Origin of the sequence: Amycolatopsis sp. GA6-003 (assembly GCF_046267895.1) — a bacterium.
Taxonomy (GTDB): domain Bacteria; phylum Actinomycetota; class Actinomycetes; order Mycobacteriales; family Pseudonocardiaceae; genus Amycolatopsis.
This window is the reverse complement of record NZ_CP176499.1, coordinates 5627528-5651718: the sequence shown is the minus strand read 5'-3', so window position 1 is coordinate 5651718 and position 24191 is coordinate 5627528. Positions and strand designations below refer to the sequence as shown.

Annotated in this window: 24 protein-coding genes; 11 read left to right on the top strand and 13 right to left on the bottom strand. The window is 69.6% G+C overall.

The features are described from left to right. Window positions 1-51 precede the first annotated feature (51 nt). The 8 genes from F9C12_RS25505 to F9C12_RS25470 all read right to left on the bottom strand — a co-directional run bounded on the left by F9C12_RS25505 (window position 52) and on the right by F9C12_RS25470 (window position 7595). Window positions 52-1269, bottom strand: a complete 1218-nt coding sequence (locus tag F9C12_RS25505; RefSeq protein ID WP_409462068.1) for a cytochrome P450 — start codon at window positions 1267-1269, stop codon at window positions 52-54. A gap of 91 nt (window positions 1270-1360) precedes the next feature. After that, window positions 1361-1789 carry an alternative ribosome rescue aminoacyl-tRNA hydrolase ArfB gene (arfB, locus tag F9C12_RS25500; protein ID WP_409462067.1) on the bottom strand — a complete coding sequence of 143 codons (429 nt, stop codon included), beginning with the start codon at window positions 1787-1789 and terminating at the stop codon, window positions 1361-1363. A gap of 33 nt (window positions 1790-1822) precedes the next feature. Then, window positions 1823-2893 (bottom strand): phosphoribosylformylglycinamidine cyclo-ligase, encoded by a 1071-nt coding sequence (gene purM / locus F9C12_RS25495; protein WP_037354000.1) that lies wholly within the window; start codon window positions 2891-2893, stop codon window positions 1823-1825. Between the two features lie 31 nt (window positions 2894-2924). After that, complete coding sequence (gene purF / locus F9C12_RS25490; protein WP_409184348.1) at window positions 2925-4472, bottom strand: amidophosphoribosyltransferase; 1548 nt, start codon at window positions 4470-4472, stop codon at window positions 2925-2927. Window positions 4473-5080: 608 nt separating this feature from the next. After that, window positions 5081-5470 carry a hypothetical protein gene (locus tag F9C12_RS25485; RefSeq protein WP_409462066.1) on the bottom strand — a complete coding sequence of 130 codons (390 nt, stop codon included), beginning with the start codon at window positions 5468-5470 and terminating at the stop codon, window positions 5081-5083. Further along, window positions 5457-5696 (bottom strand): DUF397 domain-containing protein, encoded by a 240-nt coding sequence (locus F9C12_RS25480; RefSeq protein ID WP_409184346.1) that lies wholly within the window; start codon window positions 5694-5696, stop codon window positions 5457-5459. Before F9C12_RS25480 ends, F9C12_RS25485 begins: the two co-directional genes overlap by 14 nt. A 470-nt stretch (window positions 5697-6166) precedes the next feature. Beyond that, a complete protein-coding gene (locus tag F9C12_RS25475) occupies window positions 6167-7045 on the bottom strand; it encodes a helix-turn-helix domain-containing protein (RefSeq protein ID WP_409462065.1) in 879 nt (292 codons plus the stop codon). Between the two features lie 169 nt (window positions 7046-7214). After that, entirely contained in the window at window positions 7215-7595 is a 381-nt protein-coding gene (locus F9C12_RS25470) for a sterol carrier family protein (protein WP_409184345.1), read from the bottom strand. A 59-nt stretch (window positions 7596-7654) separates the two neighbouring features. Here F9C12_RS25470 and F9C12_RS25465 point away from each other — a divergent pair, with 59 nt between their 5' ends. Beyond that, window positions 7655-8308 carry a type VII secretion system-associated protein gene (locus F9C12_RS25465; RefSeq protein WP_409184344.1) on the top strand — a complete coding sequence of 218 codons (654 nt, stop codon included), beginning with the start codon at window positions 7655-7657 and terminating at the stop codon, window positions 8306-8308. Window positions 8309-8427: 119 nt separating this feature from the next. Next, the gene (locus F9C12_RS25460; RefSeq protein ID WP_409467071.1) at window positions 8428-9216 is read left to right on the top strand and encodes a lysozyme; all 789 of its coding nucleotides are present in this window, start codon (window positions 8428-8430) and stop codon (window positions 9214-9216) included. Window positions 9217-9262: 46 nt separating this feature from the next. Here F9C12_RS25460 and F9C12_RS25455 read toward each other — a convergent pair whose 3' ends face one another. Next, window positions 9263-9397 carry a hypothetical protein gene (locus F9C12_RS25455; RefSeq protein ID WP_378303814.1) on the bottom strand — a complete coding sequence of 45 codons (135 nt, stop codon included), beginning with the start codon at window positions 9395-9397 and terminating at the stop codon, window positions 9263-9265. On the opposite strand from F9C12_RS25455, the gene F9C12_RS25450 reads away from it, so the two are divergent. The 3 genes from F9C12_RS25450 (at window position 9390) to F9C12_RS25440 (ending at window position 12276) form a co-directional block, all read left to right on the top strand. Next, on the top strand, window positions 9390-10280 hold the full coding sequence (locus F9C12_RS25450; protein WP_409462064.1) for a lysozyme: 891 nt from the start codon (window positions 9390-9392) through the stop codon (window positions 10278-10280). The genes F9C12_RS25455 and F9C12_RS25450 overlap by 8 nt on opposite strands. Before the next feature lie 186 nt (window positions 10281-10466). Beyond that, the gene (locus F9C12_RS25445) at window positions 10467-11321 is read left to right on the top strand and encodes a hypothetical protein (RefSeq protein WP_409462063.1); all 855 of its coding nucleotides are present in this window, start codon (window positions 10467-10469) and stop codon (window positions 11319-11321) included. A 4-nt stretch (window positions 11322-11325) separates the two neighbouring features. After that, on the top strand, window positions 11326-12276 hold the full coding sequence (locus F9C12_RS25440; protein ID WP_409462062.1) for a pentapeptide repeat-containing protein: 951 nt from the start codon (window positions 11326-11328) through the stop codon (window positions 12274-12276). 42 nt (window positions 12277-12318) lie between these two features. Here the strand turns inward: F9C12_RS25440 and purL are convergent, their stop codons facing one another. After that, window positions 12319-14646, bottom strand: coding sequence for a phosphoribosylformylglycinamidine synthase subunit PurL (purL, locus tag F9C12_RS25435; protein ID WP_409462061.1), 2328 nt, complete (start codon window positions 14644-14646; stop codon window positions 12319-12321). 108 nt (window positions 14647-14754) lie between these two features. Between purL and F9C12_RS25430 the strand changes: the two genes are divergently transcribed. The 3 genes from F9C12_RS25430 to F9C12_RS25420 all read left to right on the top strand — a co-directional run bounded on the left by F9C12_RS25430 (window position 14755) and on the right by F9C12_RS25420 (window position 18621). Beyond that, window positions 14755-16389, top strand: coding sequence for an ABC transporter ATP-binding protein (locus tag F9C12_RS25430; RefSeq protein WP_409462060.1), 1635 nt, complete (start codon window positions 14755-14757; stop codon window positions 16387-16389). Then, entirely contained in the window at window positions 16386-18128 is a 1743-nt protein-coding gene (locus F9C12_RS25425) for an ABC transporter ATP-binding protein (protein ID WP_409462059.1), read from the top strand. The genes F9C12_RS25430 and F9C12_RS25425 overlap by 4 nt, the downstream gene beginning before the upstream one ends. 73 nt (window positions 18129-18201) lie before the next feature. Then, the gene (locus F9C12_RS25420; protein WP_009084795.1) at window positions 18202-18621 is read left to right on the top strand and encodes a pyridoxamine 5'-phosphate oxidase family protein; all 420 of its coding nucleotides are present in this window, start codon (window positions 18202-18204) and stop codon (window positions 18619-18621) included. A 49-nt stretch (window positions 18622-18670) separates the two neighbouring features. Here the strand turns inward: F9C12_RS25420 and purQ are convergent, their stop codons facing one another. Continuing rightward, on the bottom strand, window positions 18671-19348 hold the full coding sequence (gene purQ, locus F9C12_RS25415) for a phosphoribosylformylglycinamidine synthase subunit PurQ (protein ID WP_409184337.1): 678 nt from the start codon (window positions 19346-19348) through the stop codon (window positions 18671-18673). Continuing rightward, on the bottom strand, window positions 19345-19584 hold the full coding sequence (gene purS / locus F9C12_RS25410; protein WP_409184336.1) for a phosphoribosylformylglycinamidine synthase subunit PurS: 240 nt from the start codon (window positions 19582-19584) through the stop codon (window positions 19345-19347). The genes purQ and purS overlap by 4 nt, the downstream gene beginning before the upstream one ends. Window positions 19585-19677: 93 nt before the next feature. Here purS and F9C12_RS25405 point away from each other — a divergent pair, with 93 nt between their 5' ends. From F9C12_RS25405 to F9C12_RS25395, 3 genes are all read left to right on the top strand, one after another. Further along, complete coding sequence (locus F9C12_RS25405) at window positions 19678-20556, top strand: hypothetical protein (RefSeq protein ID WP_409462058.1); 879 nt, start codon at window positions 19678-19680, stop codon at window positions 20554-20556. 82 nt (window positions 20557-20638) lie between these two features. Continuing rightward, complete coding sequence (locus F9C12_RS25400) at window positions 20639-22219, top strand: GMC family oxidoreductase (RefSeq protein ID WP_409462057.1); 1581 nt, start codon at window positions 20639-20641, stop codon at window positions 22217-22219. Beyond that, entirely contained in the window at window positions 22216-23010 is a 795-nt protein-coding gene (locus F9C12_RS25395) for a class I SAM-dependent methyltransferase (protein ID WP_409462056.1), read from the top strand. Before F9C12_RS25400 ends, F9C12_RS25395 begins: the two co-directional genes overlap by 4 nt. On the opposite strand, the gene F9C12_RS25390 is transcribed toward F9C12_RS25395, so the two are convergent. Then, a complete protein-coding gene (locus F9C12_RS25390; protein WP_409462055.1) occupies window positions 23007-24161 on the bottom strand; it encodes a glycosyltransferase 87 family protein in 1155 nt (384 codons plus the stop codon). The two genes, F9C12_RS25395 and F9C12_RS25390, sit on opposite strands and share 4 nt — an antisense overlap. Between the last annotated feature and the right edge of the window lie 30 nt (window positions 24162-24191).

Sequence of the window (24191 nt, the reverse complement as noted above, 5' to 3'; positions counted from 1 at the left end):
GCTTGTTCCTTGCCGCCGCCCCGCATCGCCGTTGCGGCGGCAAGGAACCGGCTACCACTCGACCAGCACCTCCCGCACCCCACGAATCACGCCATAGGTGCGCTGCGGCCGGGCTTCCGGGTGAAGCCGCATGTTCGGCAGGGCCGCGAGCAACTCCTGCACCATGACCCGCAACTCGACCCGGGCAAGATGTCGGCCGAGGCACCGATGCGCCCCAGCACCCCAGCCGAGATGAGCTGGCCGCGTCCGCCCCCGCTCCGGACGGAAGACGTCCCCGTCGAGGAAATGCCGCTCGTCGCGGTTGGCGCTTCCCCACGTGAGCAGCACTCGATCGCCTGCGTCGAGCAGCACCCCGCCCAGCGTGGTCGGCCGCGTGACCGCCCGCCCGGTCGCCGCCACAGCGGGCTCATAGCGGACCGCTTCCTCGATGAACTCGTCCAACGCCTTCTGGCTGCCGCGCACCCGCTCCCGCAGGTCCGGGTTCTCGGCCAGCAGCAACGCCATCGTGGCGGCCGCGTCAGTGGTGGTGATGAGCTGACCAGCAGCGACCATCAGCGAGGCGAAGCGCAGCACCTGCCGTTCGCTGACGGTCTCGCCGAGGTCAGCATGGATGACGTCGGACAGCATGTCCTCCCGCGGCGTGCCAACCCGTTCCCGGATGTGGCCGAGCAGGAGCTTCGCGTACTCGCGACCACGCTCCTCCGCTTCCTCCCTGCTTTCGGCGGCGACCAGTCGCTTGGCGTGTTCAGCCAGCCGCCCTCGCTCGCCTTCCGGAACACCGAGCAAGGCCGCGACGACGAGCGGCGGAACCACCTGCGTGTAGGCAGTTACGAGTTCGGCTCGGCCGTCCTTGGCGAATCCGGCGAGGGCCTCTCGGCACAACCGCCGGATGAGTGACTCGTGTTCCTTTGCCGCAGCAGGCGTGAAATAGGGTCGGAGAATCCGCCGCCACGCCAAGTGTGCCCGGCCGTCGAATTCAAACAAAGGCGCTCTCGGTGGCGGATTGTCTTCGGATTCAGCATCCTCGGCTACGACATCCGCAGCGCCGAGGCCATGCACATACGAACTGAATATCTCGCCATCGCTGGCCGCTTCCCGGATCTCGTCGTAGCCGGTCAGCAGGTGGAACCCGCCATGCGCGGAGCTTCTCGCCACGGGGCAAACCCGCCGGATAGCGCCGAGACGTGCGTAAACGTCTTCGGCGACCGCGGGATCGAGGTGGTCGAAATCGACTTCGGCGGGAATTCGCCGTTCCGGGGATCGCGTCACTCCCCAGGAATAGCGAAGGCGGAATACAAATCACAAGAAGGCAATTCAGCGAAATCCCCAGCCAAGCCTTCACCCGCAGTGATCAACAACTCTAATCGTCGTACCGGCCACCCCGGCCGCGCTTCACGTCGCTGCGTCGTTTTTTCGCCGCCAGCCGGCGTTCCTTCGAGCCTCGTGACGGCTTGGTCGGGCGCCGCTTGGCTGGCGGTGGTGCGGAAGCCTTCGTCAGCACCTCCGCCAACCGCTCCCGGGCCGCGTCGCGGTTCATAAGTTGGGAGCGGTGTTCGCTGGCGGCGATGGTCAGCACGCCGCCGACCAGGCGGGAGCCCAGCCGGGTCGTGATGCGTTCTTTCAGCGCGGGCGGGATCACGGCGGAGCCCGCGACGTCGAACGACAGCTCGACGCGCGAGTCCGTCGTGTTCACGCCTTGTCCGCCCGGTCCTGAGGATCGGGAGAAGCGCTCTCGCAGTTCGGCGCCCGGGATCACGAACCGGGCGCCGACGCGTACGTCCTCCGCCATGTCCTCAGTGTCTCAAGACAGGGCAAGCGGCTTTCAGAACCGCGGGTGGTCGCCGGACAGGACCGCGCGCGGGCCGTCCGGGTCTTCGGCGGGCTGGACGTCTCCGAGGATCCACGCGGGCACGTGCCGGGCGGTGAGCACCGCCAGTGCCCGGTCGACGTCCTCCGACGACACGATCGCCACCATGCCGACGCCCATGTTGAACGTCTTCTCCAGCTCCGCCCGCTCGACCTTGCCGCGCTGCCCGATCAGCGCGAACACCGGAGCCGGCGTCCACGTGCCGCGTTCGAGCTTGGCGACCAGGCCGCGCGGCATCACCCGGGCGAGGTTGGCCTCCAGGCCGCCGCCGGTGATGTGCGCGAACGTGCGCACCTCGGTCTCGGCGACCAGCGCGAGGCAGTCCTTCGCGTAGATCTTGGTCGGCTCGAGCAGTTCCTCGCCCAGCGTGCGGCCGAATTCCTCGACGTGCCCGTCCAGCGGCATCCGCGCGATGTCCAGCAGCACGTGCCGGGCCAGCGAGTAGCCGTTGGAGTGCAGCCCGGACGAGCCCATCGCGAGGACGACGTCGCCGGGGCGGACCTTCTCCGGCGACAGCAGCGCGGACGCCTCGACCGCGCCGACGCCGGTGGCCGACAGGTCGTAGTCGTGCTCGCCCATCAGGCCGGGGTGCTCTGCGGTCTCGCCGCCGAGCAGCGCGCAGCCCGCCTGGACACAGCCCTCGGCGATGCCGCCGACCAGCGCCGCGATCTTCTCCGGCACGACCTTGCCGACCGCGATGTAGTCCTGCAGAAAGAGCGGCTCGGCCCCGGTGACGACCAGGTCGTCGACCACCATCGCGACCAGGTCGATGCCGACCGTGTCGTGCTTGTCGAGCGCCTGCGCGACCGCGATCTTGGTGCCGACGCCGTCGGTCGACGACGCGAGGATCGGCTCTTTCCACTTGTCGAGCTTGAGGGAGAAAAGCCCGGCGAAACCGCCGACCCCGCCGCGCACCTCGGGCCGGGTGGCCCGCTCGGCGTGTGGCTTGAGCAGCTCGACGGCCTGGTCACCGGCGTCGATGCTGACCCCGGCGGCTGCGTACGTGGCGCTCGTGGACTCGCTCACGGAAGCGGACTCCCTACTGGACATGCTTGGTTCACGGACGCCGGACGGCGTCTTCGGCACCGTACCCGGCGGCGCTGACCGGAGTCGCCGCGCCACCGGCGGCGTCCATGCTTTCGAGCAGGTGCTTGCCGATGAGCGCGTCCTCGGGCAGCGGAATCGGGTACTCGCCGGAGAAGCACGCCGTGCACAGCCGCGACTTCGGCTGCTCCGACGCCGCGACCAGGCCGTCCAGCGAAATGTAGCCGAGCGAATCGGCCCCGATCGAACGCCGGATGCCGTCCAGGTCGACGCCGTTGGCGACGAGTTCGGCACGCGAGGCGAAGTCGATGCCGTAGAAGCACGGCCACCGCACCGGCGGCGACGCGATCCGCACGTGCACCTCGAGCGCCCCGGCCTCGCGCAGCATCCGCACGAGCGCGCGCTGGGTGTTGCCGCGGACGATCGAGTCGTCCACCACGACCAGCCGCTTGCCGCGGATGACGTCGCGCAGCGGGTTCAGCTTCAGCCGGATGCCGAGCTGCCGGATAGTCTGCGACGGCTGGATGAACGTGCGCCCGACGTAGGCGTTCTTGACCAGACCGGTGCCGTACGGGAGGCCCGAGCCCTGCGCGTACCCGATCGCGGCCGGGGTGCCGGACTCCGGCACCGGCATCACGAGGTCGGCGTCGACCGGGTGCTCGGCGGCCAGCTTGCGGCCGATCTCGACGCGCGTGGCGTGCACGCTGCGGCCGGCGATCGACGTGTCCGGACGCGCCAGATAGACGTACTCGAAGACGCAGCCCTTGGGCTCCGGGTTGGCGAACCGCGACGAACGCAGCCCCTCGGCGTCGATGGCGATCAGCTCGCCCGGCTCGACCTCGCGCACGAACGACGCGCCGCAGATGTCGAGCGCGGCGGTTTCGCTCGCCACGACCCAGCCGCGCTCCAGCCGGCCGAGCACCAGCGGGTGCACGCCGTGCGGATCGCGGGCCGCGTACAGGGTGTTCTCGTCGGCGAAGACCAGGCAGAACGCGCCCTTGAGGGTCGGCAGCAGGTCCAGCGCGGCGGCCTCGATGCCCTTGTCCGCGGCGTTCGCGGCGAGCAGCCCGCAGACGAGGTCGGAGTCGCTGGAGGACCCGGTGAGCCCGGCGTGCGGCTTCAGCCCCGCGGCGACGGTGCGATCGCGCAGTTCGGCGGTGTTGACCAGGTTGCCGTTGTGCGCGAAGGACAGGCCGCTGCCGGTGTCCGTGGTGCGGAAGATCGGCTGGGCGTTCTCCCAGATCGTGGCCCCGGTCGTGGAGTACCGGCAGTGCCCGACGGCGATGTGCCCCTGCAGCGACTGCAGGACCTGCTCGTCGAAGACCTGGCTGACCAGCCCGAGGTCCTTGAAGACGACGATCTGCGAGCCGTCCGAGACGGAGATGCCCGCTGCCTCCTGCCCGCGGTGCTGCAGGGCGTAGAGGCCGTAGTAGGTGAGCTTGGCGACTTCTTCCCCCGGAGCCCAGACGCCGAAGACGCCGCACTCCTCACGGGGTTCCCGTTCGGGTTGATCTTCGTGATCTTCGGGTCGAGCAGGACTGGCGGAGGGGTCGGAAACCACCGGGGAGCTCCCAGGAAGACGCGGGCGGGGCACGTTCAAGTGTAAGGGGTGGACGGGGCTGGGAGGCCGGGCGCGGGGTGGTTCTGCCCACTCTGGGGGATGGGTTTGTGAGCGGTGGTCTTGGTTTGGAGCGGGGGTCTTGTTGCTGGGGGGGGTTCGGCTCGTCGCCTGGCGGCGACATTGCTGAGGGGGCTGGGCAGGCACCCCGAAGCCGAGTGTGCTGACGGTCTGAGGGTGGTTGTCAAGGCGGGAAAGATGCCTTGACAACCACCCTCAGACCGCAGGGAGGCTTCGTATCGGGGTGCAGGGCGGGGGGTGGCTGCATGGAGCTGGTGGGGGTGCGGGATTGCGTTTTTTCGGTGGGAGGGGCTTGCGTCTCGAGGTGGTGTTGCGGCGGAGGCGGGGGGTCGTGAGGGGAACCCTGGGGCGCGAGGGTGGCCCTCACGGACGGTGGCCGGGGCCGGGAGTGCGCGGCGGCGGGGGCGGGAGCGCGCGGAGGTGGGGGCGGGGCGGAAATGAGCCAGGCCCCGCACGAAGTGGATTGGGCCACTTCGTACGGGGCCTGAAACTGGGGGCGCCGGTGGGGAACAGCGCGGAGGGGGGTGGAGCTAACGGGCGGCTAGCCACTTCGAGCGGCCGCCTCGGCCGGGGACCCAGCAGCCGTTCGTGGAGACGGCGGTGGGGGCCGGTGAGCGCTCGGGGAGGGCTAGCACTTCGCCCAGTACCTGGTTTGCTTCGCCGCGCGAGCGCCACAATGTCGCGGTCGGGGCGAAGATGTTGTGCTCGCTGCCAGGGAGGCGGGTGGCCTCGACGTCGTCCTCCGCGTTCAGGCGGACCACGTCTACTACGTTGTCGTGGACTCGCACTCCGACCACGGCCTGCACTTCCCCGCTCCCGTCCGTCGGGTGGACGAACTGGTAGCCGCGGGCGATCAGTTGCTGCAGGCCCTCTTCGAGGTCGAAGGTCGAGCCGACGACGTCGGTCTCAGCCGAGGACATCGTCGAATTCGCCGTCCTTGGCTCCCGCCAGGAAGGCGGCCATCTCGGCCCGCGTGTAGACGAGCGCCGGGCCCTCCGGGAAACGGGAGTTCCGCATCGCGATCTCGCCCGAGGACAGCGGGGCCACTTCGACGCAGTTGCCTACCGCGCCGCTGTAGCTCGCCTTGCGCCACTGCGCTCCGGTCAGACGGTCGGCCGGAATACCGTTCTCGAACCGCTCAGCCATGATGCCACCTTCCGGGAAGGACGATGAAAAGCTCAGGAATCTGCATGTGCATCTGCCTGTGACTTCGACGCTAGCACGCGCGCATGCAGCGGTAAATGCACGTGCAAAATTTTCTGCAAATTTCTCACTGCGTGACGACACGGTTCAGTAGAAGTTCCCAGACGGGTGATTCGAGCACTACCCGAGCGGGCTAATTGCTACCTGGAGTCACGATATTGGCAGGCTGTTAACGGAATGCGTTCGGGACTCGCCGCCGCTGAGTGCAGTGAGTGAATGAGGGACACTTACCGTGATGACCGGAGCATCGATCGGGAGGGCCTGCACCCCGGGTTAGCGGGGACGCGTTTCCGGACTTATGCACGCTCGGTGATGAAAATGCGGTGCGGTGTTCTCTATTCGGCTAGTCGTCGCCGGATGGCCGGGGCGGAATTCCCGGCGAGGAGAATTCCCCCGGAGACCTAGGAGCCGACTTAGATCTCGGCCTTGCGCTTGGCGATGCGGGCCCGGCTGCGTTCGGGAGTTTCCGCGTCGACCGCGAGCAGGTCCAGCGCCCGGCCGTACTTCTCGGTCTCGTCGCGCTTGTCCAGGTAGTGCGCGCCGGTCAGGTACTCGACGTAGACGATGTTCGGCAGTTCCGCCTCCGCGAAGCGCAGCAGCGAGAACGCGTGCTCGGCCGACAGGCCGCTTCGGCAGTACGGAAGGATCTGCACCGACACGTGCGGCAGGGTGGTGACCTCGAGCAGGTACTCCAGCTGCTGCCGGAACACCTTCGGGCCGCCGATCGGCCGGTACAGCACCGATTCGTCGAGCACCGCCCAGATCCGCGGCGCGTCGGGGCGGGCCAGCATCTTCTGCCGCCGCATGCGCAGGGCGACCAGCTGGTCCACGCGTTCGTCGGCCATCTCCGGACGGCCGTGGCTGAAGATCGCCCGCGCGTACGGCTCGATCTGGAGCAGGCCCGACACGAACAGCGGCTCCCAGATCTGGATGCGGGACGCCGCTTCCTCCAAGCCGACGAGGTCGGTGAACCACGCGGGCACCGTCTCCCCGAACTTGCGCCACCAGCCCGCTTCATTCGACTGCTTGACCATGTCGAGGAACGCTTTGCGCTCTTCCTCGTCGGAGACGCCGTACATGGTGAGCAGGTCGGCGACGTCGCGTTCCTTGAAGCCGACGCGGCCGAGCTCCAGCCGGGAGATCTTGGATTCCGAACCGCGGATGTTGTAGCCCGCCTGCTGGCGCGTGATCCCGGCTTCCTCGCGCAGGCGGCGAAGCTGCGAACCGAGGATCATCCGGCGCGCTGTCGGGCCGAGGCTCTGCTCGCCGGCGGACACGCCTACCGCGTTCATGACCAGGGCCCTTCCATCGCCGCTCGTTCGCAGGGGGAATCGAAATCCGACTACCCAAAGTACACGCAAGGCCCGGCCCCGGACAGCGTGGCACAAGCCTCGGCTCAGGGGATTCTACGGAGTGTGTGCCCCAGAAGACACACCTGTGAGAACAATTTGCCGCGGTAAATCAGATCCGGACGACCGGAAGCCAGTGCGAAAGGTCCGCCCGGCTGCCCGATGCGGAGACGCGGGCGGCGCTGAGCGCGTCGTCCCAGTCCAGGAGGCCGGTGGCCAGTTCGAGCCACGTCCGCGGATCGGTCTCGACGACGTTCGGCGGCGTGCCTCGGGTGTGCCGCGGGCCCTCGATGCACTGCACCGCGGCGTACGGCGGAACCCGGACCTCGACGGTGTGCCCGGGTGCGTCCTGGGCGAGCGTCCGCAGCGTCGCGCGCACCGCGGCGGCCAGCTCAGGACGGGCCGGATCCGGTCCGGCACCGCGCAACCAGTCCGAAACGGCCAGCACCGCGGCCCGTAACTGAGCGGGATCGACCGAACGCGAAGAGGCCATGCGACAACAGTAGAGTGGCCGCGGACGGACTTTCAGGCACCCGGCACCGAGGGACGGCGATGGCGCAGCGGGACGAGGCAGATCGGATGGTTTCCCGGACCCCGGCGGGCAAACGCGCGCGCCGGAACGCGTACCCCCGTCGCGGACCGCAGGGAAAACCGGAGATCACTCCCGAGATGCGGGCCAACGCGCGGGCGAACCCGAACAGCTGGCTGTACGTCATCGACGAGGCCTTCGACGCCCGCGGCCCGGTGCCGTCGTGGGCGGTCGTCGGCGCGTATCCGGTGAACGGGACGGGAGAGGTCGTCGAGGACTTCCACCCCAACGACCGGTACCGGCCCTCGCCGAAGGCGCTCGGTTTTCCCGAGCCGCGCAACGAACTCGAGCGGCTGCTGCAAATGGTCCGGACCGAACACCGGCCCGCCGAGGACCTGCCGCGCGTCATCCTCGATTCGACGCTGCTGGTCTACGCGCTGTCCCCGGTGCAGCGCACGGTGATCGGCTTCCACAACACCGACGGCCGCGTCATGGTCCCGGCGTACACGTCGAAGTCGCTGGTGCCGCGCGAATGGCCGCACGCCCGCGCGGTGCTCGGCCGCGACATCGCCGGGCTGCTCGCCGGACATCCGCTCGCGATCAATCCGCACGACCTGATCACCGCCGTCGTCCCGGCCGAGCACCTGCTGAAAGCGCTGGCCGAAGAGCGCCGCTGACCTGGGCAGACCACTCTGCCGAGTGATCATGATTCGCCGAAACCCGCGCATCGGGGCATCGTGACGCAGTAGGAGTACACGCGTCCGGTGAGGAGTCCTGGGTGAAGCGTCATCTGCTGCTGCGCTGGAGCGCGGTTCTCTTCGCCGGGATCACCGGCACGTCCCTGTGCGAAACCGCCGAGGCGGCGCCGAGCTACACCGGGGCCGCGGACAACTACGCGGGTTCGCAAATCGCGAAGCACGAAGGCGTTCTGGGAGCGCCGAACCTCGCGTACACGACCGGAGACCAGTACCTCGGACACGACGTGAGCGGGCACCAAGGACCGGTCGACTGGCCGGCCGCGGCGAGAGACGGCGCGAAGTTCGTGTACGTGAAAGCGACCGAGGGCACCGGGTTCGTCAGCGGCCAATTCGCCCAGCAGTACAACGGTTCCTACCAAGTCGGGCTCGTCCGCGGGGCCTACCACTTCGCGCGCCCGGACGTGTCCGACGGGGCCGCGCAGGCCAACTACTTCCTCGCGCACGGCGGCGGCTGGTCGGCCGACGGCCAGACGCTTCCCGGCGCGCTCGACATGGAATACAACCCCTACGGGGAAACGTGTTACGGCAAGGACGCGAACGGGATGGTCGCGTGGATCCGCGCGTTCTCCGACACCTATCGCGCCCGCACCGGAAGGCTGCCGACGATCTATACGTCGACTAGCTGGTGGAAACTCTGCACCGGAAACAACCCTTCTTTCGGAGGGAATCCGCTCTGGATCGCGCGCTACAACTCGTTCATCGGCGAGCTCCCGGCGGGCTGGGCACAGCACGCCATCTGGCAGTTCTCGAACAGCGGGACCCTGCCCGGGGACCAGAACTGGCTCAACGGAGCCCAAACGGCGCTACGCAATCTGGCATTCGGGTGAACGTTCGTGACGTCGTCACGAATTAGTCATCACCCCCCGATGAAAATCACCCACTCGCCCATTCATCTTCACGGAACTTGATGACAAACGCCGATTCGTCCTCAAGAATCTCCCCCGTGGCGGCTACCTGCACATAGCCGCCCTCCGCGAGGGTATCTGTGAAGGGATCGACGATGTCCACTTCCCGAAGAGGACGGCGCACCACGCTGCTGTCCGCACTGACCGTCCCGGTTGTCGCGCTCCTGCTCGGCGCGTCGACGGAGGCGACGGCCGCCCCGGCGGCTTCCCCGCTTTCGGCGAGGGAGATCAACGCCGTCAACGCCGACATCCAGGCGAACAACCACGCCATGGGGTCGCAGATCCGGCGCGTCGAGGGGGATCAGTCCACCCCCGAGACGAAAGCCGCCGCGCAGCAGCCGCAACCCGCGGCCGCGCTGCCGAACCAGGTGGCGGCCACCGTCGCCGGCATGGACGTCGCCAGCTACCAGGGCAACGTCAACTGGGCCAGCTGGTGGAGCCAGGGCAAGCGATTCGTCTGGACCAAGGCGACCGAGAGCACGAGCTACACGAACCCGTACTTCGCCCAGCAGTACAACGGTTCCTACAACCAGGGCTTCATCCGCGGCGCCTACCACTTCGCCACCCCGAACACCTCGAGCGGCGCGGCACAGGCGACCTACTTCGTCGCGCACGGCGGCGGCTGGTCCCGGGACGGCAAAACGCTGCCCGGCGCGCTGGACATGGAGTACAACCCCTACGGCGCGACCTGTTACGGCCTGAGCAAATCCGCGATGACGGCGTGGATCAAGGACTTCCACGACACCTACCACGCGAAGACGGGCCGCTGGCCGGTGATCTACACGTCGACGAGCTGGTGGAGCCAGTGCGTCAGCGGCGATTTCTCCAGCACCGCACCGCTGTGGGTCGCGCGGTACGCGTCCTCGGTCGGCACGCTTCCGTACAACTGGAGCTACTACACCGTGTGGCAGTACACCTCGAGCCCGCTGGACCAGGACACGTTCAACGGCGCCTACGACCGGCTGCAGGCACTCGCCAACGGCTGACCTGAGCGGCGCGCACGGACGCGGCTCCCGGTTCTCCCCTCCTCCTGCCGGGCGGGGCGGCCGGGAGCCGCTTTTGTGCGCGCGTTGCCCGCCTTGCACAATGCAGACCTGGGGCGGAGACGGAACCGCCTGAGCCGGCGGGGCGTCAGACCGCGGCGCGAGTCGGTGCAGCAGGAAGGCGGAACCATGACTTACCCACCGCAGCCCGGACAGGGCGGGGACCCCTACGGCCAGGGCTGGCAGCAGCCCGGCTCGGGCGGGGTGCCGCAGCAGCCGGGGTGGGACCCCAACCAGGGCCAGCAGCAGCCGGGCTGGGACCCGAACGCCCAGCACCAGCAGCAGCCCGCCTGGGATCCGAACGCTCAGCAGCAGCCGCAGCAGGGCTGGGACCCGAACGCTCAGCAGCAGTACCCGGGGTATCAGCAGCAGCCTTACGGCGGCACCCAGCAGTTCCCGCAGCAGGGCTGGGACCAGGGGCAATACCCGGGCGGACCGGGCGGTGAGCCGCCCAAGAACAACAAGACCGGCCTGTGGATCGGCATCGCCGTCGCGGTCGTCGTGGTGGTCGCGCTGGGCATCACCGGGTTCGTCGCGCCGGGATTCTTCCTGAGCAAGGACGACAAGGGCACCACGCAGGCGCAGCCGCCCGCCCCGGCCCCGTCCCAGTCGTCGGAGGCCCCGCTGCCGAGCGATTCGTCCTCGCCGTCCACGGATTCGAGCGACGAGCCCGACTCCGGCGGGTCCGGTTCGGGCGAGGCGCGGCAGGTCATCAACGACTTCCTCGCGAAACTCAACGCCAAGGACGCGGCGGGCGCGACCGCGATGGCCTGCCAGGGCACCGAGAGCATGTCCAAGCGCAGCATCGACGAGACCACCAGCGGCGACCCGCAGCTCAAGCTCGGCAAGGTCACCGAGGGCAGCGCCACGACGAGCGCCCGGCTCAGCGGCAAGCTGTCGGGCAAGGACGCCAGCGGCACGATGGTCGTGATGAACCGCGGCGGCGGCTACTGCGTGGGGCTGTACCTGATCCTGGCGTTCTGACCCGGTGCGCTCGCCGCTGCTGTGGACGCTGATCGCGTCCGCGGTGCTGCTGTGCGGGGTCGGTGGCTGGCTGCTCACCGACCCCGCGACGAGCCGGAGCGAAGCGCTGAAAACCGGCGGACTCGCGGGCGGCGCGGTCGTGGCGCTGTATGCGTTGTGGCTCAACGACCGCCGCCGCCGCGTCGAAGAGGCGCGGCAGGTGATCGAACAGCAACGGCACGACGTCGACCGCGAGCGGATCTCCGACGAGCGGTTCGCGAAGTCGGTGGAATTGCTGGGGCACGAGGCCGATCAGGTGCGCGTGGGTGCGTTGCACGCGCTGGCCGGGCTGGCGCGTTCGCGGCCGGAGTACCGGCAGACCGTGCTGGACGTGCTGTGTTCCTATCTGCGACGGCCGTTTACGCACCGCCGTTATGAAAATCCTGAGCACTCCGGCACTCCGGAAGAGGAACGCGAGCTGCAGGTGCGGCTCACCGCGCAACGGCTCATCCGGGACCTGCTGCCACCGTCCGATGTGGACGGACCGGGTCCGGACCTCGACCTGACCGGCGCCGTGCTCGAGTATTTCGACCTTTCCCGCCGCCGGATCGGCGGCTTGCTGCTGCGGCACGCTTCGCTGTACAGCAGCACGAACCTCAGCGGCAGCGTCTTCACCGGACAGGCCTACTTCACCGCGGCCGGTACCGGACCCGGTCGGCTGGTGGGCGTTTTCCGTTGCCGCGACGCGACTTTCCTCGACCGGGCGTGGTTCTCCGGCACTGAGTTCTCGGAGCGGACCAACTTCTCCGGCACGACCTTCGCCGGGCAGACCACCTTCAATGGGGCGACGTTCGCGAAGGAAGTCTTGTTCGACGGGGCGAGGTTTTCCGACTTGGCCGCGGCGGAGGTGCACCTGCCCGCAGGCTGGACGCTCGAAGCACAGAGTCACGGCTGCATAGCGGTGCGGTCGTCGTGAGTGCCTGTCCCGGTTCTAACCGGGACAGGCACTCACGAGGGCTCAGTCGAACAGCGCCGGAAGGGTCTTCTCCCAGGTCTCGCGCAGTTCTTCGAGGGTGAACTCGGTGATGCCCTGGATCTCCAGCGTCCCCGAATCCGGGTCGACGACACCGGTCTTGCGCCACGGCAGGCCGCGCGCGGTGCACATCTCGGTGAACCGCAGTTCCTCCGTGCGCGGGACCGCCACCAGCACGCGGCCGGACGACTCGGAGAACAGCTGCACGAACGGGTCCTGGTCGCGGTCGAGGAACACCCGGGCCCCGCACTGTCCAATGAGGACAGTTTCGGTGAGGGCCTGTGCCAGGCCGCCGTCGGACAGGTCGTGCGCGGCGGAGATCATGCCGTCGCGCGAACCGGCCACCAGGATCTCGGCCAGCAGCTTCTCACGGGCCAGGTCCACCCGGGGCGGAACGCCGCCGAGGTGGCCGTGCAGTTCGCGGGCCCAGGCCGAACCGTCCAGCTCGTCGTGGGTTTCGCCGAGCAGCAGCAGGGTCTCGCCGGCTTCCGCGCCGATGCCGGTCGGGATGCGGCGGGTGACGTCGTCGATCACGCCGAGCACCGCGATCACCGGGGTCGGCAGGATCGCCGTGTCGCCGGTCTGGTTGAAGAAGCTGACGTTGCCGCCGGTCACCGGGATGCCCAGCTCGACGCACGCGTCGGCGAGACCGTGCACAGCCTGCTCGAACTGCCACATCACGCCCGGGTCGGTCGGGGCGCCGAAGTTGAGGCAGTCGGACACCGCGACCGGGGTCGCGCCGCCGGTGGCGACGTTCCGGTACGCCTCGGCCAGCGCGAGCTGCGCGCCGCGGTACGGATCGAGGTAGACGAACTTCGCGTTGCAGTCGGTGGCGACCGAGACGCCGCGGTTGCTCTCCTCGTCGATCCGGATCATGCCGGAGTCGGACGGCTGGGCCAGCACCGAATTGCCGCGCACGTAGCGGTCGTACTGCGCGGTCACCCATTCCTTCGACGCCTGGTTCGGCGACGCGATGAGCTTCAGGAAGTCCGCGCGCAGCTCCTCGGGTGTCGACGGACGCGGCAGCTTCGCGGACGTGTCGGCGATCAGGCCGTCCTGGAACGCGGGGCGCTCGATCGGGCGGTCGTACACCGGGCCCTGGTGCGCGACGGTGTGCGCGGGCACGTCGACCACGATCTCGTCGTGCCAGGTGATGACGAGGTGCTCGCCGTCGGTGACCTCGCCGATGTCGGTGGCGATGACGTCCCACTTGGCGCAGACCGCCATGAACGCCTCGACGTTCTCCGGCGCGACGACCGCGCACATGCGCTCCTGCGATTCGCTGGAGAGCACTTCGGCGGGCGTCATCCCGGTGGCGCGCAACGGAACCCGGTCGAGGTAGATGTGCATGCCGCCGTCGCCTGCCGCGGCCAGCTCGGACGTCGCGCAGGACAGCCCGGCGCCGCCGAGGTCCTGGATGCCGACGACCAGGTTCTCCTTGAACAGGTCGAGACAGCACTCGATGAGCACCTTCTCGGTGAACGGGTCGCCGACCTGCACGCTGGGCAGCTTGCGCCGCCCGGCCGCGGATTCGTCGCCGGAGAAGGTGTCGCTGGCGAGCACGGACACGCCGCCGATGCCGTCGAGGCCGGTGCGCGCGCCGAACAGGATGATCTTGTTGCCTGCCCCGGACGCGAACGCCAGGTGCAGGTCCTCGGTGCGCATCGCGCCCACGCACAGCGCGTTGACCAGCGGGTTGCCCGCGTACGACGGGTCGAAGACCAGCTCGCCGCCGATGTTCGGCAGGCCGAGGCAGTTGCCGTAGCCGCCGACGCCCGCGACCACGCCGGGCAGCACGCGCTTGGTGTCCGGCGCGTCGGCCGGGCCGAAGCGCAGCGCGTCCTGCACCGCGAGCGGCCGCGCGCCCATCGCCATGATGTCGCGCACGATGCCGCCGACGCCGGTGGCCGCGCCCTGGTACGGCTCCACATAGGACGGATGGTTGTGGCTTTCCACCTTGAAGGTGACCGCCCAGCCGTCGCCGATGTCGACGACGCCCGCGTTCTCTCCGATGCCGGCCAGCATCTTGGCCTTCATCTCGTCGGTGGCGGTCTCGCCGAAGTAGCGCAGGTGCTTCTTCGAGGACTTGTAGGAGCAGTGCTCGCTCCACATCACCGAGTACATCGCGAGCTCGGCGTCGGTGGGCCGGCGGCCGAGGATTTCCCGGATCCGCGCGTACTCGTCTTCGGCGAGGCCGAGTTCGACGTACGGCTGGCTCGTTTCCGGGGTCGCCGCGGCCACTGCGGTGGTGTCTGTGCTAGCAACAGGGCTGGTCACAGTGTTTGTCCGACTGTCCGTGTCAGGGTTCGCCACAAGGCCAAGACTACGTGTCGGCCGGGTCACACCCGCAGCCGCCCGGCCTGCTCGGGCGGGGATAAATGAGTCGCGCCGGACACTCCCGGCGGCTTAGCGTCAGTGATCGTGCTTTCCGCCACGTACCGCTTTCCCGAGATCCGACTCCCGGAACACCCGACGCCGGTCCGGTACCTGCTGGCGGTCCTGCGCGCGCGGCCGGGGCTGGTCCTCGCCGCGATCGTCACCGGGGCCGGCTGGTCGCTGCCGAGCGCCCTGCTGCCGCTGGTGGTCGGCCGGGGCGTCGGGGCGATCGCCGCAGGCGATTCGTCCGCGCTGTGGCGCTGGGCGCTGATCGCGGGCGCGCTCGGCGTGACGCAGGCGCTGCTCGGCACCGGGCTGCACTTCGCGTCGTACGGCCTGTGGATGCACGGCGCGGGCAGCACGCAACGCCTGGTCACCGACCACACCACCCGGCTCGGCGCGTCCCTGCGCGAGGCGACCAGCACCGGCAACGTGGTGGCGGTGACGTCGTCGGACATGAACTGGGTCGGCAACGCGTTCGAGGTCGTCGGCCGCACGTTCGGGTCGCTCGTGGCGTTCGTGGTGATCGGGATCGCGATGCTCGGCACCTCTCCGGTGCTGGGCACGGTCGCGCTGGTCGGCGTCCCGCTCGCGGTGCTCGGCATCGGCCCGCTGCTCGCGCCGCTGCAGAAGCGGAAAACCGCGCAGCGGGAGAATCTGAGCGACGTGAACGCACTCGGCGCGGACATCGTGTCCGGGTTGCGGATCCTGCGCGGCGTCGGCGGCGAACGGCGGTTCCTCGCCCGGTTCCGCGAGGCCAGCCAGCTGGTGCGGCGGTCAGGCGTCGAGGTTGGCCGCAGCGAATCCTGGCTCGCCGCGGCGGAGATCCTGCTGCCCGGGCTGGTCACGGTGGCGATCACCTGGCTGGGCGCGCGGCTCGCGCTCGACGGCACGATCGGCGTCGGCGAACTGGTGGCGTTCTACGGCCTTTCGGCGTTCCTGGTGGTGCCGGTCGCCACGGCGACCGAACAGGTCAGCTCGCTCAGCTCGGGGCTGGTCGCGGCTCGCAAAGTGTGCGGGCTGCTGGCGCTGCGGCCGAAGCTCGCCGAGCCGGTTTCGCCGCTGCCGCTGCCGGACGGTCCGCTGGAGCTGGAGGACACCGCCAGCGGCATCCGGATCGCGCCGGGCAAGCTGACCGTGGTCGACCTCGGCGCCGAGGCGGAGGCGATCGCCGCGCGGATGAGCCGGTTCGCCGACGCGGACGAGGGTGAGCAGGTGCTGGTCGGCGGGGTGCCCGCGGATCGCGTCGCGCTGGCCGAGCTGCGCCGGCGAGTGGTGTACGCGCACAACCAGGACCTGTGGTTTTCCGGGGTGCTGCGCGATCAGCTGACCCCGGAGCATCCGCGCGAGGTGGACATCTTCGCGGCGCTGCACGCGGCGGACGCCGAGGACATCATCGAGGCCCTGCCGCGCGGCGTCGACGAGCTGATCGGCGAACGCGGCCGCGAGGTGTCCGGCGGGCAGCGGCAGCGGCTGAGCCTGGCCCGCGCGCTGGCGATGGACTCCGACGTGCTGCTGCTCGACGAGCCGACCTCGGCGGTCGACGCGCACACCGAGGCCCGGATCACCCAGCGCACCAAGGAATTGCGGGCCGGAAGGACCACGGTGGTGTTCAGCCAGAGTCCACTGTGGAGGAACGTGGCCGACGAGGTCGTGCACGGAAAGGCAGTGACGGTATGACGACGCGGCTCCCGCTGGCGTCGAAACGCGAGGTACGGCGTTGGGCGAAACGCGTGGCGGTCGAGCACCGGCGCGAGTTTTCCGTGATGCTCGGGCTGTTCTGCCTGGCCACCGTGGTCGGGCTGGCCGGGCCGCAACTGCTCGGCTGGCTCGTGGACGGCGTGGTCGAGCACGGCCCGACGCTGCAGGTCGACCTGCTGGCCGTGGGTTTCGTGGTGGTGCTCGTGCTGCAGGCGTGGGCGAGGAAGGCGGCGCGGCTGCGCGGCCGGATGTTCGGCGAGCGCGTGCTGGCGCAGACCCGCGAACGGTTCGTCACGAACGCGCTCAGCCTGCCGCTCGGCACCGTCGAGGCGGCCGGCACCGGCGACCTGCTCAGCCGGGCGACCACGGACATCAACCGGCTGGACGTCGCGGTGCGGTTCGCCGCGCCGGAAATCCTGATCGCCGCGGTGACGGTGTTGTTCACGACCGTCGCGATGATCGTGACGTCCCCGCTGCTCGCGCTGGCCCTGCTGGTGGCGATCCCGCTGCTGGTGCCGGTGAACATCTGGTACCAGCGGAAGATCCCGACCGCGTTCGCGTGGATGCTCGACCGCTGGGGCGACCTGCAGTCGATCACCCACGAGACGGTGGAGGGCGCGCGGACCACCGAGGCGCTCAGTCTCACCGAGCGCCGCATGCGGGCCGGGCACCACGCGCTCGACCAGGCGACGCTCGGCGAACGCCGGATGCGGGCGCTGCAGATGCGCTGGCTGCCGACGCTGGAGATCAGCTACGTCTTGCCGATCGCCGTGCTCCTGCTGCTCGGCATGCTGGCCTACAGCCAGGGCTGGGCCGGACTCGGCACGATCACCACGATGCTGGCGTACGCGCAGGCGATGACCGCGCCGCTCAGCGAGGCGATGTTCTGGCTGGAGGACCTGCAGGTGGCGGTGGCCGCGACGCGCCGGATCATCGGCGTGCAGCCGAACGAATCGGCGGACAAGGTCACGGAGGTGCCGCGTGGTCGGGACATCGAGGTGCGCGACGTCCGGTTCGGCTACACCGCCGACCGCGAGGTGCTGCACGGCATCACGCTGAGCGTGCCGCGCGGCGAACGGCTGGCGATCGTCGGGCCGTCGGGCGCGGGCAAGTCGACGCTGGGCAGGCTGCTGGCCGGGATCTCGGCCCCGACGGCGGGGTCGATCCAGGTCGGCGGCGCCGAGGTGTCGACGCTCGCGGACGACGTGCTGCGCGGCGAGGTGCTGTTGCTGACGCAGGAGCACCACACGTTTTCCGGCACGCTGCGGGAAAACCTGGCGCTCCCGGCGCGCCGCGGCGGCGGGGACTGGACCGACGAGGAACTGATGGCCGCGCTCGCGTCCGCCGGCGCGGCGGAGTGGGCGGCCAGCCTTCCGGACGGGCTGGACACCAAGCTCGGCTCGGGCGCGTACGCGGTCCCAGCCGGTCTCGCACAACAACTGGCGCTGGCCCGGGTCGTCCTGGCCGACCCGCACACCCTGGTGCTGGACGAGGCGACGTCGCTGCTGGACACCGGTTCGGCGCGGGAGTTGGAACGGTCGCTGAACTCGGTGCTCGAAGGCCGCACGGTGATCGCGATCGCGCACCGGCTGCACACGGCCGCGGCGGCCGATCGGGTCGCGGTGGTCGAGGGCGGGCGGATTACCGAACTCGGCCCGCATGAGGACCTGATCGCGGCGGGCGGTCCGTATTCGCGATTGGTTGCGGCGGCGAGTTGAGCGGAATGCCCGCAGGGGGTTCGGCGTTGGCTCCAAGCGGAACCTGATCTTCCTAGCTTGGGGGTGGTGCCGGATGGCAGTCATGACGGTAGATGAACGAGAGAAATTCCTCGCCGAGGAGCGCGTGGGCGTGCTGTCGATCGGCCGGGAAGGCGCGGCTCCGCTCGCCGTGCCGGTCTGGTACGACTACGAGCCCGGCGGCGAGCTGCTGATCTGGATGGACCGCGGCTCGGCGAAGGACCGCGCGATCGAGGCGGCGGGCCAGCTGAGCCTCACGGTGCAGCAGGAGACCCAGCCGTACAAGTACGTCACGGTGTCCGGTCCGGTCGTGGACCGGTCCTCGGCTCCGACCGAGGAGCAGGCGCTCGCCATCGCCTCCCGGTACGCGCCGGAGGCCGAGGCGCGGAAGTTCGTCGAGGGTTCGCTCAAGGAGACCTCGGTGCTGGTGCGGGTGCGCACCGAACGCTGGCTCTCCAGCGACCACAGCAAGTAACGCGAAAAGGGGGCCCCGGGATTTCCCAGGGCCCCCTTTTCGGCGCTGATCAGGCTTTCACGAGCGCGTCGACCGCGCTGTAGAACATGCCGAGGCCGTCGTCGGACGGGCCGGTGAGCGCGTCGATCGCGTGCTCGGGGTGCGGCATGAGACCGACCACGCGGCCGTTCTCGCTGGTGACGCCCGCGATGTCGTTGCGGGAGCCGTTCGGGTTGCCGCCGACGTAGCGGAACGCCACCCGGCCCTCCGCCTCCAGCATGTCCACAGTGGACTGATCGGCGACGTAGCAGCCGTCGTTGTTCTTGAGCGGGATCAGGATTTCCGCGCCCGCCTCGTAACGCGTGGTCCACGCGGTGGTGTTGTTGTCCACGCGCAGCCACTGGTCGCGGCACACGAAGTGCAGGCCGACGTTGCGGATCATCGCGCCGGGAAGCAGTCCGGCCTCGCACAGGATCTGGAAGCCGTTGCAGATGCCGAGCACCGGCATGCCCTTGCGGGCCGCGTCGATGACCGAGGACATCACCGGCGCGTAGCGGGCGATCACGCCGGCGCGCAGGTAGTCGCCGTAGGAGAAGCCGCCGGGGACGACGACCGCGTCGACGCCCTTCAGGTCGTCGTCGGCGTGCCAGAGCGAAACCGCCTCGGCCTCGGCGTAGCGGACCGCGCGGGCGGCGTCGCCGTCGTCGAGCGTGCCGGGGAAGGTGATGACGCCGATGCGGGCGCTCACGCGTCCACCCGCCGGATCGTCCACTGCTCGATCACCGGGTTGGCGAGGAAGCCCTCGGCCATCTTGGCCAGCGTCTCGTCGTCGACGTCGTCGTCGACCTCGAGTTCGAAGTGCCGTCCCTGACGCACGTCGGAGACCCCGGAGAAGCCCAGCCGCGGCAGCGCGCGCGCCACCGCCTGGCCCTGCGGGTCGAGGATCTCGGGTTTGGGCATGACGTCGACAACGACTCGAGCCACGGCTGGCTGCTCCTTATTTCTGCAGGTCGTGGGTGCGGTTGAAGCGTACTTCACTAGCCTGACCGGCAGACAGTCCGGTATCGAGGGGGAGACATGAACCACCCGCCGCAAGGCCCGTACCCGCAGCAGGGTCCGTTTCCGCCGCGCGGGCCGCAGCAGGGGCAGTTCCCGCAGCCGCACCCGCCGCAGTTCGGCCAGTACCCGCCGCCGCCTCCGGAGAAGAAGTCGAAGGCCGGATTGTGGATCTCCCTCGGCGCAGCGGTCGTCGTGCTCGGCGGCGCGGTCGCGTTCACCGGCTGGGTGACGCCCGGGTTCTTCAAGGAGAAGCTGGACACGACGTCGCGGGGGACGCCGGAGCAGCTGGCCCAGTCGGTCGCGAACTCGATCACCGAGCAGACCGGGCTGGACCAGCTGTGGTGCAAGATCCGGTCGAAGCGGTCCTACCCCGCCGACGACTTCTTCCGGAGCGCGAAGGGCGAGGCGAAGATCAGCAATCCGGTGCATCCGACCGGTCAGCAGGAACGCGCGGCCACGGTCACCGCGAGCAACCTCGCCTACGGCATCGCGCTCATCCCGGACGGCAACGGCTGGTGCGTGCGCGACGCCAAGGCGGACGGCGAACCCGCCCCGCTGGCCAGCCTGTCGACCGAGCCGAAGCCGCGGCCCCAGGTGAAGGACGGCACGGACGCCGCGATCAAGTTCATCGACGCGGTCAACGCCCGCGACATCCCGGCGGCGCTGTCGGTGATGTGCCGGGACGCGCCGGACACCACCCGCGACGGCACCCAGCAGTGGATCTACGGCGAAACGAAGCTGGCCGTGCGGAAGACGGACGTGCTGCGGACCGCGGGCCGGACCATCGTGCACGTCGACGCCAAGCTCGACGGCGTCGCCAAGGAGGGCCGGGTGGAAACCGACGACCACGCGGTGGACGGCGCGTGCGTCACCTCCTTCGACCCCACTTCTGACTGATCGGTTTTCCGGGGAGTTGCGCGTAGCGTGACCTGCGCCATGACGTGTCGTTGACAGGGTGTCAACACCACCGGGAGGCAGCGTGCCAGAGCAGGACTCCTTCGACTACGTGATCGTCGGCGCGGGCAGCGCGGGCTGCGTGCTGGCGAACCGGCTGAGCGAGGACCCGTCCGCGCGGGTGCTGCTGCTCGAGGCGGGCGGCGAGGACACCGCGGACGAGGTCCGGATCCCGGCGGCGTTCGCGTCGCTGTTCAAGACGAAGTGGGACTGGAACTACGAGACCGTCGAGCAGAAGCACACCGGCAAGACGGCGTACTGGCCGCGCGGCCGGATGCTCGGCGGCTGCTCGTCGATCAACGCGATGATCTACATCCGCGGCAACCGCGCCGACTACGACGGCTGGCGCGATGCGCACGGAGCCGCCGGGTGGGGCTGGGACGACGTGCTGCCGTACTTCAAGCGCGCCGAGGGCAACCAGCGCTTCGGCGGCCCGCTGCACGGCACGGACGGCCCGCTGCACGTCGAGGACCGGCGGTTCACCCACGAGCTGTCGCACGCGTGGGTGGACAGCGCGGTCACGTGGGGGCTCAAGCACACCGACGATTTCAACGGCGAGTCGCAGGAGGGCGCCGGGCTCTACCAGGTCACCTGCAAACGCGGCCGCCGCTGGTCCACCGCGGACGCCTACCTGCGGCCCGCCTTGTCGCGGCCGAACCTGACGGTGCGGACGAACGCGCAGGTCACCCAGGTGGTGTTCGAAGGAACCCGCGCGGTCGGAGTGTCCTATTTGGACAAGGGCGTGCCGGCGACCGTCCGGGCGGACGCGGAAGTGCTGCTGTCCGGAGGCGCGATCAACTCGCCGCAGCTGCTGATGCTGTCCGGAGTCGGACCGGCCGAGCACCTGCGCGAACTGGGCATCGACGTGGTCGCCGCGCTGCCCGGGGTCGGCGCCAACCTGCACGACCACCCGGCGGTCGGCGTGATCTGGTCGACGAAGGGCACGACCGACATCGCGGACTCCGCGACGCCCGCCGGACTGATCCGCTACCAGCTGACCAAACGCGGCCCGCTCGCGTCGAACATCGGCGAGGCCGGCGCGTTCTACGCGACCCGCGACGGGCTGGCCGCGCCGGACATGCAGATCCACGTGGCCCCGACGTTGTTCTACGACAACGGAATGCGCGAACCGACCTGCCCTGGTTTCACGTCCGCGGCCACGCTGGTCGACGTCGCGAGCCGCGGCCGGCTGCGGCTGAAGTCGGCGAATCCGCTGTGGAAGCCGGAAATCGACCCGGCTTATTACGCGGAGCCGATCGACCTGGAGACGGTGAAGTCGGCACTGCGCTCACTGATCGAGATCGGCCGGTCGGGCCCGCTGGCGAAGTTCCTGGACCGGCCGTTCCTGCCGGCGACGCACGAGCTGTCGGACGAGGCGTTGACGGAGCATGTCCGGGAGAACACGCAGACGCTGTACCACCCGGTCGGCACGTGCGCGATGGGCAGCGGCGAGCACGCGGTGGTGGACCCGGAGTTGAAGGTACGCGGGGTTACCGGACTGCGGGTGGTGGACGCTTCGGTGATGCCGGTGGTGCCGCGCGGGAATACGAACGCGCCGACGATCATGGTGGCGGAGAAGGCGGCGGATTTGATTCGGGCTCGATGACCGCTCTCTCCACCTGGCGAGAACTCCTTGCCGCCTGGGCGATTCCGGACACCGTGCATCCTCCGGAATCGCCGTGGGTCCTTCCGCGCGAGGTGTTCCTCCGGCGGGCCGATCGGCAGATCGCGCAGCCGATCGGCGCGACTCACCGGCTGGCCGCCGAGGCGTTGCGGGGACCGGGCACAGTGCTCGACATCGGCGCGGCGGCCGGGGCGGCGAGTCTCCCCCTGGTCGGCCGCGCGAACGTTACCGCGGTGACGGCGGTCGACACCGACGACGAGTTGCTCGCTGCGTTCGCCGAGCGGGCCGCGGGGGTGGAGCATCGGCTGTTGTCCGGTCGGTGGCCCGATCTCGCCGACGAGGCGGGCGTGGCCGATGTCGTGGTGTGCGGGAACGTGGTCTACAACGTCCCCGACCTGGCTCCGTTCGCCGCGGCGGCACGACGTCGGGTGGTGGTCGAGACGGCCGCGCGGCATCCGTTGACTGAGCTTAACCCGCTGTGGCAACGGTTTCACGGCATCGAGCGGCCGAATGGGCCGACTGCCGAGGACTGTCTCGCCGCGCTCGCCGAAGTGGGGATCGAGCCGGAAGTCGTGGAATGGCAGCGTCCGCCGGAGCCGGAGTACGCGGAATTCTCGACCATGGTGGACGTCGTCCGGCGGCGGTTGTGCTTGCCTGCCGGCGCGGCCGCGGAGGTCGAACACGCCTTGCTGGAACTGGGCGTAGACCCGGAAATGCCACCAGATCTCGGGTCCTCCGGCCGGGATCTGGTGACACTGGCGTGGTCCGCTTAACGGACCCGTTCCAGCACGGGAACCCGGGCGAACTGCACCGCGAGTTGCCACGAGAGGAAACCTAGGGCGAGCAGCAGGTACGAGTCGCCGATCAGGTGTTGCCACGGGGCCCACGCGAGTTCGCGCATTTCGCTCGATGGAAGGAAAGCGTGTGGCGCGGCGATGAAGACCGCGACACCCGCGAGCAACACTGCGGCGGCGCGCGGCGTACGGACCCGGGCGGCGAGGATGAGCGCCGCGGGGGCGACCCAAACCCAGTGGTGCGACCAGGAAATCGGCGACAGGACCAGCACCGCCGTCGCGTTGACCACGAAGGCGAGCGGGCCGTCGACGCGGCGCATGATGGTTACCGCGGCGGTCAGGACGAAGGCGGACAGCGTAAGCCACAGCAGGTCGTGGGCGTATGGCGGCAGGTCTAGGCGGTTGAGCGCGCCTTCGATGGTCTGGTTGGTCGCATAGGGCGAGCCGCTGAGGCCGCCGGCACCGGTGAGGCCGCCGCCGAAGAAGTACTCGGCGGACGCGCGCGGGGCGACCAGGAAGCCGAGCAAGGTGGCTCCAGCACCGGCGAAGAGGGCATTGCGAGCGGCGCGGAAATCCTTGGTGAGCAGGAAGAACAGCAGGAAACCGGCGGGCGTCACCTTGATCGCGGCGGCCAGGCCGACCAGCACGCCACGCGGCCAGCGCGGGTTGGGCGCGAGGCAGTCGACCGCGACCAGGGCCATCAGGACGAGGTTGATCTGTCCAAAGGAGATAGTCGAGCGCACGGGTTCGAAGGCAAGTGCCGCAACGGTGAGCCCGGACGCGGTAATGACTGCGGTGCGGCGGTTCCAGGACTGCCACAGACGGCGGACCGCGGCGTACAGGACCGCCCAGAGCGACGCGAGCGAGATGAGGTCCAGCAGGACAGCCGCGACGGGCAGCGGGGGAAGTGCCAGGGCAGAGAAGAGAATCGCGGCGAACGGCGGGTAGATGAACGGCAGCGGGTACCCGGACGTGGTGGCGGGGAGGGTGCCGTAGGGGTCGCCGCCGTGGAGGACGGCGTCCGCGCCGAACCGGTAAACCTGCAGGTCGACCGGCCCGAAGCTGCCGACGACGGTTACTACGCCCGCGACGAGCACGGTCGCGCAGACCGCGAATGACAGGGCAGGCATCCGCCTGGCCTTTTCGGGCAACCACGTGCC